The organism is Bradyrhizobium sacchari (genome assembly GCF_002068095.1).
In the GTDB taxonomy this organism is placed as follows: Bacteria; Pseudomonadota; Alphaproteobacteria; order Rhizobiales; family Xanthobacteraceae; genus Bradyrhizobium; species Bradyrhizobium sacchari.
This window is the reverse complement of record NZ_LWIG01000010.1, coordinates 146590-156789: the sequence shown is the minus strand read 5'-3', so window position 1 is coordinate 156789 and position 10200 is coordinate 146590. Positions and strand designations below refer to the sequence as shown.

The following is a 10200-nucleotide window of genomic DNA, read 5'->3' as shown; positions in this document are numbered from 1 at the left end:
AGCTTTACGAGCGGCCCGCCAATCTCTTCGTCGCCGGCTTCATCGGCTCGCCCAAGATGAACTTCGTCACCGGCGAGCCAGCGTTGCAGAAGGGCGCGGCGACGATCGGCGTTCGGCCGGAGCACCTGAAGATCGAGCGCGACGGCGCCGGCGGCTGGCAGGGAACCATCTCGGTTGCCGAACATCTCGGCAGCGACACCTTCCTTTATGTCGATGCCGGCCCGCTCGGCATGCTGACCGCGCGTTACATCGGCGAATTGAGCCTGCACGCCGGCGACCGCGTCTCGCTGGTGCCGGATCCCCAGCGCATTCATCGCTTCGACCCGGGCGGCAACGCCCTTCGCGGCTGACAAGAAACGGCAAGACAACGGCAAGAACGGAAAGACCACCATGTACCTGGAAAAATTCAGATTGAACGGCAAGACCGCGTTCATCACCGGCGGCGGGCAAGGCATCGGCCTTGGCTGCGCGGAGGCGCTGACTGAAGCCGGCGCCCGGGTCATCATTGGCGACCGCGACGGCAAGGTCGCCGACAGCGCCAAGGCCAGCCTGAAGGCGAAGGGCTTTGACGTCGAGACCGCGATCATGGACGTCACGGACACCAAACGCGTGGCGGAAGTCGCGAACGACCTCGTCGCCCGCCACGGCAAGGTTGACATCCTCGTCAACAATGCCGGCATCGCGCGCAGCGAGACGCCGGCCGAGAACGTCACCGACGAGCACTGGCTGAACGTCATCGACGTCAACCTCAACGGCACCTTCTGGTGCTGCCGCGAATTCGGCAAGCACATGCTGAAGGCGAAAAGCGGCGCCATCGTCAATGTCGGATCGATGTCGGGCTTCATCGTCAACAAGCCGCAGGAGCAGTGTTTCTACAACGCCTCCAAGGCCGCCGTGCACCATCTGACCAAGTCGCTGGCCGCCGAATGGGGCGCGCGCGGCATTCGCGTCAATGCGGTGGCGCCGACCTATATCGAGACCCCGCTCAACGCCTTCGTGAAGAGCAATCCGAAGATGTACGACGCCTGGATCGGCGGAACCCCGATGGCGCGGATGGGGCAGGTCGAGGAGATCGCCTCCGTCGTGCTGTTCCTGTCGTCGGAGGCCGCGAGCCTGATGACCGGCAGCATCGTGCTGGTGGATGGCGGCTACACTTGCTGGTAGGCTTACCGTCAAAACTGACGAGAGCTTCCGGGAGCGACAATGCCGCGAGCGTATATCGGCGTCGACGTGGGGACCACGAGCACGCGGGCAGGGGTGTTTGACGAGGCCGGCACCTTGCTCGCGACCGCCCGGCATCCGATCAGGATCTGGCACGAGGCCGGCGACATCGTCGAGCAGTCATCGGCCGACATCTGGGACGCCTGCGCCAAATCGGTGCGCGCGGCGATGTCGGAAGCAGCGATTGCGCCCGACAGCATCGGTGGCATCGGTTTTGACGCCACCTGTTCCCTCGTGGCGCTTGATCGGCACGGCGAGCCGCTCACCGTCAGCGCCTCCGGCGAGGCGCAGCGCAACGTCATCGTCTGGATGGACCATCGCGCCACGGCCGAGGCGCGGCTGATCAACGAGACCGAGGATGCCGTGCTGCGCTATGTCGGCGGCTCGATCTCGCCGGAAATGGAGATGCCGAAGCTGCTATGGCTGAAGCGGCATCTGCGCGCGAGCTTTGATGCGGCCGGTCACTTCTTCGATCTGGCCGACTATCTGACCTGGCGGGCGACCGGATCGCTGCAGCGCTCGACCTGCACCGTCACCTGCAAGTGGAACTATCTCGCCCATGACGGCGGCGGCTGGAGCGCGCCGTTCTTCAAGCGCATCGGCCTGTCGGACTTCGTCGCCGAAAAATACGCCCGCATCGGCACCGACATCGTCGCCCCCGGCACTCGCCTCGGCGCGGGTCTCACGCCGGTAGCCGCAGCCGAGCTCGGCCTGACGCCGGGAACGCCTGTCGGCGCCTCCCTGATCGACGCGCATGCCGGCGGCATCGGCGCGATCGGCGGCCGCGACGGGGCCGGCGGCGCGAGCGATGTCAGCGACCGTCTCGCCTACATCATGGGAACGTCGGCCTGCATCATGGCGACGACGAAGGAGCCATGCTTCGTCCCCGGCGTCTGGGGGCCTTATTATTCCGGCATGGTGCCGGAGTTCTGGCTGAACGAGGGCGGGCAGTCGGCCGCGGGCGCTGCGATCGACCATCTGCTCAAATCGCATCCCGGCCACACTGAGGCGAGCGCGGCGGCGCGCAGCGAAGGCGTCGACCTCATCGAGTTCCTCGAACGCCGCATCATCGCGCGCGCCGGCGATGCCAGCCGCGCCGCGCGGCTCGCCCGTGATGTCCATGTGCTGCCCGAGTTCATCGGCAACCGCTCCCCCTATGCCGACCCCGACACCCGCGCGGTGATCGCCGGTCTCGATCTCGACACCGACATCGCCTCGATGGAGCGGCTGTTCGTCGCCGGTCTCTGCGGTCTCGCCTATGGGCTCGCCGAGGTGATCGAGGCCTTTGCCGCGCATGGGGTGCGCTCCAGCCTCATGATCATGGGCGGCGGTGCTAGCCGCAGCCCGCTGGTGCGGCAGATCATGGCCGACACCACGGGCCTCACGGTCGCGCTGCCGCAAACGACGGAGCCGGTGCTCCTCGGCGCTGCCATGCTCGGGGCGGTCGCCGGCGGCGCCTATGCCTCGATCGGCGAGACCATGGCCAAAATGTCGGCGCTGGGCCGCAAGAGCGAGCCGACCGCGCCCGACATGGCCGCATTTCACACGCGCAAGCGTGAAGTCTACAAGCTGCTGCGCGAGGTCGATCGCGGCAGCCGTGCCGCGATGGCTGACATCGCCAGAGGTTGAAACGAATGCTGATATCCTGCGGCGATGCGCTGATCGATTTCGTGCCGACGCGAAACACGGAGGGGCGCGAGGCGGTGATGCCCGCGGTCGGCGGCTCCTGCCTGAATGTCGCGATCGGCATGGCGCGGCTGGGCGCGCCGACCGGCTTCGTCGGCGGCATCTCGACCGACCTGTTTGGACGCATGATCGAGGACCATGCGGTCGCCTCGCATGTCGCGCTCGATCTCGCCACCCGCAGCAACCACCAGACCACGCTCGCCTTCGTCCGCATCGTCGCCGGCGAGTCGCATTATGCCTTCTACGACGCCGAGACCGCGACGCGGAGCTGGACCTACCGGCGCGGCTCCATTCCGTTCGATACGGTCGAGGCCGTCCATGTCGGCTCGACCACGCTGGTCAACGACCAGGGCGCCGCCGAGACCAAAACTCTCATCGCGGACGCGCGCGCGACCTCCGCGGTCTCCTTCGATCCGAACTGCCGCCCCAACCTCGTCAAGGACAAGCCGGCCTATCTCGCGCGCATGGCGGAATTCGCGGCAGGCGCCGATCTCATCAAGATGTCGGATGTCGACTTCGCCTACCTCTACGGCGAGGAACCCCATCAGCAGCGCGCGAGCGCGTTGCTGGGGCAGGGCACGAGCCTCGTCGTCATCACCCGCGGCAATAGCGGCGCGATCGCCTGGCACGCGGCGGCAGGGCAGATCGAAGTGCAAGCACCGAAGGTCGTGGTCGCCGACACCATCGGTGCCGGCGACAGCTTTCAGGCCGCGCTGCTGTTCGCCCTGCACAAGCAGGGACGCCTCGCGCGCGAGCGGCTCAAGGACATCAGCACTGACGAGCTTTCCCGCGCGCTGTCCTTTGCCGCCAATTGCGCCGGCCTGACCTGCACCCGCCCGGGCGCCGATCCGCCCTGGAGTCACGAGATTAACTGGAGCTTGTAGTCCGTCATAACCCCGCGACGACCCTCTCGGCACATTTGAGGAAGGTGCGGATCAGCGGGCTCTGCGCGTCACGCCGCCAGCACACCGCGATGTCGAGGGAGTCTGTGGCGTCCCGAAGCGGCCTGAACACGATGCCGCGCGGCGCGCCGAGCTGCGCGCAGGCGGGCAGGATGGCAAAACCTTCACCGGCGAGAACCAGGCTCATCGCCGAATGCACCGTCTCCACCCGGCTCGCGATCGGCATCACCACCTGGTGCCGGCGCAGCAGGGGGACCACGGCGGACGAAGCGGGACCGTGGTCCGGATGCGGCAGCGCGATCAGCGGACGGCCGTGCAACCGGGCCATTGGAACGGAGCTGAGGCGCGCGAGCGGCGAGCTGGTCGGCATCGCCAGCATGAGGCGCTGCGCACCGATCCGCGCCACCTGGATCTCGGGATGGTTGATCGCCGGCATGCACAGCGCGACCGTGACGCTGCGATCGAGCACCCGGGCCTCGCGCGTCGATGCGCTGAGCTCGGCGAAGTCGAGGTCGACGCCGGGAACCGAGCGGCGCAGCTCGGGGATCAACCGCGGCAGCATCGCATTGGCCAGCACGAACATGTAGCCGACCGACAGCCTGCCGCGCCGCCCCGAGGCAACCGCGCGCGCGGCCTCGATGCCGTCGGCCGCCAGCGCCAGCGCTTCGCTGGCGCGCACCAGCAGTGCCTGGCCCGCCTCGGTCAGGTCCATGCCGCGGGTGCCGCGGCGGAACAGCGGCGCGCCGACCTCGGCCTCGAGCTTGCGGATCTGCACCGAGAGCGGCGGCTGCGCCATCCGCAGCCGCTCGGCGGCCTTGCCGACGCTGCGCGCCTCGGCGACGGCGACGAAATAGCGGAGCCGGCGAAGATCCATTGGCATACCAAAAACGTATGGGTTGGCGACCAAAATCGTATTGGACGGCGAGTTAACAAAACTGTCATTCTCGCTGTCAATGCCTCGCCAACGGTGGCCGGCTTTTTCGAAGCGTGATGTGACGATGAACGGCGATCCCTGTCTCTTGTCCGCAACCGAGCTGCGCGGCCTCATCGTCGCCAGGAAGATTTCTCCCGTCGAGATCACCAGCGCCGTGCTCGCCCGCGCCGAGGCGCTGCAGCCTGAATTGAACTGCTTCATCACGCTGTGCGGCGACGAGGCGATGGCGCAGGCGCGCGCGGCGGAGCGAAAGCTGATGGCGGGCGAAGCGCTCGGCCTGCTTCACGGCATCCCCGTCACCGTCAAGGACATCGTCAACACAAGCGGCGTCAAGACCACCTTCGGCGCCGTTCCCTACAAGGACAATGTGCCGACCGAGGATGCCGTCGCAGTGGCGCGGCTGCGGGCTAAGGGCGCCATCCTGATCGGCAAGACCACGACGCCGGAATTCGGCAGCAAGTGCCTGACGGATTCGCCGCTGTTCGGGCGCACGCGCAATGCCTGGGACGCCTGCCGCTCCGCCGGCGGCTCCAGCGGCGGCGCCGCGGTGGCAGTGGCGAGCGGCATCGCGCCGCTGGCGATCGCGACCGACGGCGGCGGCTCGACCCGGATTCCCGCCGCCTGCAATGGCGTGGTCGGTCTGAAGCAGAGTAACGGCGTGATCCCGCACAGCCAGGCCCTCGACGTCTTCGGCAACCAGACCTACGTCACGCCGACCACGCGCACCGTCGCCGACACCGCGCTGATGATGCAGGTGATGGCCGGCGAAGATCCCGTCGATCCCTGGTCGATCGGCGTGCCCGTGCCCGACTTCGTCGGCACCGCCGCCCCGCGCGGCGACCTGCGCCGGCAGAGGATCTTGTACTGCGTGACGCCGCCGGGTCGCCCCGTTTCCGCCGAGGTGGCCGCCAATTTCAAGACGAGCCTCGACCGGCTGGCCGGGCTCGGCGCCGAGCTCGAGGAATTCTCCGGCGAGGGTTTTGACATCGAGCCGATCTGGCGCGCCATCAACCACACCGTCTGGCGCACGCGCTTTGCGAAGCTCGCGGCCGAGCACGGCGACGAACTGAGCGAGGCCTTCCGCAGGCAGCTGGCGCTCGCGACCGAAGTCAGCGGCGTCGACTACCAGGAGGCGATGTTCGCGCGCACCGCGCTGTTCCGCCGCGTGCAATCCCTGCTTGCGCGCGGACACTTGCTGGCGACGCCGACGCTCACGCGCACCGCGCTGCCGATCGAGCAGGACCTGTTCGGCAGCATCGAGATCGACGGGGCGCATTTTGACAGCGTCCGGCCGAACTGGTTCCCCTGGACCATGCCGTTCAACATGACCGGCCATCCCGCCGTCAGCCTGCCCTCGGGCTTTGCCCGCGACGGCTTGCCGATCGGCCTTCAGCTGGTCGGCCGCTTCCGGGGTGATGCGGAATTGCTGCGCGTCAGCGCGCTGTTCGAGGCATCGAGCGATCTTCTGTCCCGTTGGCCGGAATGACGTCATGCGCAAGCAGCAAGGCCCTTGCGTCGGCGGTCCGGACATGTTGATCGTGCCGCGGATGAGCCCTGAAACCGACCGCCCATGAGCGTCTTTGTCCTCCGACGTCTGTTGACCCTGCTGGCGACGCTGGTCGGCGCATCGCTGATCATTTTCCTGGTGCTGGACGCGCTGCCGGGCAATGCCGCCCAGATGCTGATGGGCGCCGACGCCTCGCCGGACGCGGTGCGCGCGCTGACCGCCAAGCTCGGGCTCGACCAGCCGCTGGCCGTCCGCTATCTGCAATGGGTCAAGGGCCTCCTCATTGGCGATCTCGGCAATTCCTATGTCTATGGCACGCCGGTCGCCGGCCTGATCGCGGAGCGGCTGGTGCTGACCATTCCGCTCGCGATCATGTCGATGGCGATCACGGTGACGCTGGCGCTCTCCGCCGGCATCTACACCGCGGCCAACCACAACAAGCTCGGCGACGTCGGCGTGATGTCGCTGACGCAAGTGGGCATCGCACTGCCGAATTTCTGGTTCGCGATCCTCTTGGTGCTGTTGTTCGCGGTGCGGCTGCAATGGCTTTCGGCGGGCGGCTTCGCCGGCTGGGAGGACGGCGTCTGGCCCGGCGTCAAGTCGCTGCTCCTCCCGGCAGTCTCGCTTGCGGTCGTGCAGGCCGCGATCCTCGCCCGCGTCACGCGCTCGGCGGTTCTGGAAGTGCTGCGCGAAGACTTCGTCCGCACCGCCCGCGCCAAAGGGCTCGGCAAGCGCGAGGTGCTGTGGAGCCACGTGCTGCGCAACGCCATGATCCCCGTCATGACGGTGATGGGACTGCAGTTCGCCAATCTGCTCGCCGGCACCATCGTGATCGAGAACGTGTTCTATTTGCCGGGCCTCGGCCGCCTGATCTTCCAGTCGATCGCCAACCGCGACCTGATCGTGGTGCGCAATTGCGTGATGCTGCTGGCGACCATGGTCGTCATCGTCAATTTCGTGGTCGACGTGCTCTATGCGCTGATCGATCCCCGCATCAAGGTGCACGACCTGTGAGCGCGCCCGTGACCACTTCCATCGACGCGCCCGTCGCGACGCGCCGTCCGCCGGCCAGGACCTTCTGGGGCCGCGCCCTGCGCCATCGCAGCTTTGTCCTTGGCGGCACGCTCAGCCTGCTCGTGCTCGTCTCGGCAGTGCTGTCGCTGGTGTGGACGCCGTGGTCGCCCTACGAGATCGACATCGCCTCGAAACTCCGGCCGCCTTCGGCTGCGCACTGGCTCGGCACCGATTCCTTCGGCCGCGACATCGTCTCGCTGCTGCTCGCCGGCGCGCGCTCCACGATTGCGGTCGGCATCATCGCGGTCAGCATCGGTCTCACCTTCGGCGTCTGCCTCGGCCTGATCGCCTCGGCCAAACGCGGCTGGACCGAAGAGATCATCATGCGCTTCTCCGACTTCACCTTCGCATTTCCGGCCGTGCTCTCGGCGATCATGCTGGCCGCAGTGGTCGGCCCCGGCATGGTGACCTCGATCGTCGCGATCGGCATCTTCCAGATCCCGACGCTGACCCGGCTGACGCGCGGCTCGGCCAACGCGATCTGGGCGCGCGAATTCGTGCTGGCCGCGCGCGCTTCTGGCAAGGGAAAATTCCGCATCACCATCGAGCACGTGCTGCCGAACATCCTGTCGATCCTGATCGTGCAGGTGACCATCCAGTTCGCGCTCGCCATCCTGGCGGAAGCTGCGCTGTCCTATCTCGGCCTCGGCACGCAGCCGCCGCAGCCCTCCTGGGGGCGGATGCTGAACGACGCGCAGACGCTGCTGTTCCAGTCGCCGATGCTCGCGGTTTATCCGGGCGCGGCGATCGCCGTCGCCGTGCTCGGCCTCAATCTGCTTGGCGATGGATTGCGTGACGTGCTCGATCCCCGGCTGGCGCGGGAGCGATGACGATGGCCGAGCGCTCCAGCATGCCGTTGATCGAGGTCAGCAATCTCGGCGTCCGCCTCAATACCAGCCGCGGGCCGGCGCAGGCTGTGCGCGGCGTCAGCTTCGCGCTCAAGCGCGGCGAGACGCTCGGACTCGTCGGCGAGTCCGGCTGCGGCAAGTCGGTCACCGCGATGTCGCTGATGGGCCTGTTGCCTGACAGCGCGGTCGTCACCGGCAGCATCAAGCTCGACGGCAATGAGCTGGCGGGCCTACCGGACGCGGACTACTGCCGCCTGCGCGGCAACCGCATCAGCATGATCTTCCAGGAGCCGATGACCGCGCTCAACCCGATGCACACGATCGGCAACCAGGTCGCCGAGCCGCTGCGGCGTCACAAGAAATATTCGGCAGGGCAGGCGCGAAAAGAAGCCATCGCCTTGCTCGACCGCGTCGGGCTGCCGGACCCGGCGCGGCGCGTCGATGCCTATCCGCACCAGTTTTCGGGGGGGCAGCGCCAGCGCATCACCATCGCGATGGCGCTCGCCTGCGAGCCGGACCTTCTGATCGCCGACGAGCCGACCACCGCGCTCGACGTCACCATCCAGGGCCAGATCCTCGACTTGATCGCCGATCTCGTCGATGAGCGCGGCATGTCGATGATCCTGATCTCGCACGATCTCGGCGTCATCGCCGAGAACGTGCAGCGCATGATGGTGATGTATGGCGGCACCGTCGTCGAGAGCGGGCCGACCGACGAGGTGTTCCGCCGCATGGGCCATCCCTACACGCAGGGCCTGTTCCGCGCGCGGCCGAAGCTCGGCGCGCGCAAGGGGACGCGGCTGAAGACGATCTCGGGCACGGTGCCGGAGCTCGCGGACCTTCCGGCCGGCTGCACCTTCTCCGAGCGGTGTCCGCTCGTGATCGATGCGTGCCGCGTCGCGCTGCCGCCGATGGTGGAGGTCGGGCCGGGACATGGCGTGCGCTGCATCCGAACGGATGTCTCGATGGCTGAAACCGTCGGAGCGCTGTCCGCATGAGCGCCGCACCACTTCTTGATGTGAAGGATCTCGAGCAGCGCTACGCGCTGCCGCGCGAAAGTCTGTTCCGTCCGCCCGGCCAGGTGCGCGCGCTCAACGGCGTCAGCGTGCAGGTCCAGGCCGGCAAGAGCCTTGGCATCGTCGGTGAGTCCGGCTCGGGCAAGTCCACCTTCGCGCGCGTCGTGATGGCGCTGGAGCGGCCGACCTCCGGGCAGGTCGCGCTGCTCGGCCGCGATCTCAACCGCCTCCCGGCCGACGAGCTGCGCCGCGCCCGGCGCGATTTCCAGATGGTGTTCCAGGACCCCTACGGCTCGCTCGATCCGCGCCAGACCATAGCGCGCATCGTCGCCGAGCCGCTCACCGTCCTTGAAGGTGCCGACCGCACCACCTTCCGCGACCGTGTCGCCGCCGTGCTGAAGCAAGTCGGCCTGCGCGAAGCCGACATGGAGAAATATCCGCACGAATTCTCCGGCGGCCAGCGCCAGCGCATCGCGATCGCGCGGGCGTTGATCACGCAGCCGAAGCTGATCGTCGCTGACGAGCCGGTCTCCGCGCTCGACGTCTCCGTGCAGGCGCAGGTGCTCAACCTGATGCAGGACCTCCAGGAGCAGTTCGGTCTCAGCTACATCCTGATCAGCCACGACCTCGCCGTCGTCGACTATCTCTGCGACGAAGTCGCGGTGATGTATCTCGGCCGCATCGTCGAGCAGGGGCGCCCGGAGGATCTGTTCGATCATTGTGCCCATCCCTACACGCGGGCGCTGCTCGATGCGGTGCCGCGGGCGCGTGCCGGCGGCGGCCGGCGCCGGCGCGGAGCCCAGGCGATCGCGTCGCAATCAGCGGCCGCGACCGGATGTCCCTATGCCGCGCGTTGTGCACTCGCCGACCGGCATTGCCGCGAGGCCCTGCCTGAGCTACGCAGGGTGGGCGAGGGACACCTTGCCGCCTGTCACAAGGCGGAGGCCGTGATGGCGTTGCCGCCAGCCGCCATGGAGGCTTAGTGTCCGGAGCAGGATTGGCGTAGGCCCAA

The 10200-nt window shown here is 67.7% G+C and carries 10 protein-coding genes; 9 read left to right on the top strand and 1 reads right to left on the bottom strand.

The genetic code is table 11. From position 1 onward, the window contains the following. From A5906_RS44410 to A5906_RS14315, 4 genes are all read left to right on the top strand, one after another. Positions 1-350 (top strand): TOBE domain-containing protein (locus A5906_RS44410; protein ID WP_245326732.1); only part of this gene is annotated, 350 nt, incomplete at its 5' end. A gap of 40 nt (positions 351-390) precedes the next feature. Then, the gene (locus A5906_RS14325; RefSeq protein ID WP_080135834.1) at positions 391-1164 is read left to right on the top strand and encodes an SDR family NAD(P)-dependent oxidoreductase; all 774 of its coding nucleotides are present in this window, start codon (positions 391-393) and stop codon (positions 1162-1164) included. 39 nt (positions 1165-1203) lie between these two features. After that, positions 1204-2850 carry an FGGY-family carbohydrate kinase gene (locus tag A5906_RS14320; protein WP_080135833.1) on the top strand — a complete coding sequence of 549 codons (1647 nt, stop codon included), beginning with the start codon at positions 1204-1206 and terminating at the stop codon, positions 2848-2850. A gap of 5 nt (positions 2851-2855) precedes the next feature. Beyond that, positions 2856-3791, top strand: coding sequence for a carbohydrate kinase family protein (locus A5906_RS14315; RefSeq protein WP_080135832.1), 936 nt, complete (start codon positions 2856-2858; stop codon positions 3789-3791). Between the two features lie 4 nt (positions 3792-3795). Here A5906_RS14315 and A5906_RS14310 read toward each other — a convergent pair whose 3' ends face one another. Further along, positions 3796-4683: a LysR family transcriptional regulator gene (locus tag A5906_RS14310; protein ID WP_080135831.1), complete on the bottom strand. Its 888-nt coding sequence runs from the start codon at positions 4681-4683 to the stop codon at positions 3796-3798. A 124-nt stretch (positions 4684-4807) separates the two neighbouring features. Between A5906_RS14310 and A5906_RS14305 the strand changes: the two genes are divergently transcribed. The 5 genes from A5906_RS14305 (at position 4808) to A5906_RS14285 (ending at position 10171) form a co-directional block, all read left to right on the top strand. After that, positions 4808-6229 (top strand): amidase, encoded by a 1422-nt coding sequence (locus A5906_RS14305; RefSeq protein WP_080135830.1) that lies wholly within the window; start codon positions 4808-4810, stop codon positions 6227-6229. A gap of 84 nt (positions 6230-6313) precedes the next feature. Then, entirely contained in the window at positions 6314-7264 is a 951-nt protein-coding gene (locus A5906_RS14300; RefSeq protein WP_080135829.1) for an ABC transporter permease, read from the top strand. Continuing rightward, positions 7261-8154 (top strand): ABC transporter permease, encoded by an 894-nt coding sequence (locus A5906_RS14295; RefSeq protein ID WP_080135828.1) that lies wholly within the window; start codon positions 7261-7263, stop codon positions 8152-8154. Before A5906_RS14300 ends, A5906_RS14295 begins: the two co-directional genes overlap by 4 nt. Before the next feature lie 2 nt (positions 8155-8156). Continuing rightward, on the top strand, positions 8157-9170 hold the full coding sequence (locus A5906_RS14290; protein WP_080136114.1) for an ABC transporter ATP-binding protein: 1014 nt from the start codon (positions 8157-8159) through the stop codon (positions 9168-9170). Then, on the top strand, positions 9167-10171 hold the full coding sequence (locus A5906_RS14285) for an ABC transporter ATP-binding protein (protein ID WP_080135827.1): 1005 nt from the start codon (positions 9167-9169) through the stop codon (positions 10169-10171). Before A5906_RS14290 ends, A5906_RS14285 begins: the two co-directional genes overlap by 4 nt. The last annotated feature ends 29 nt before the right edge of the window (positions 10172-10200 follow it).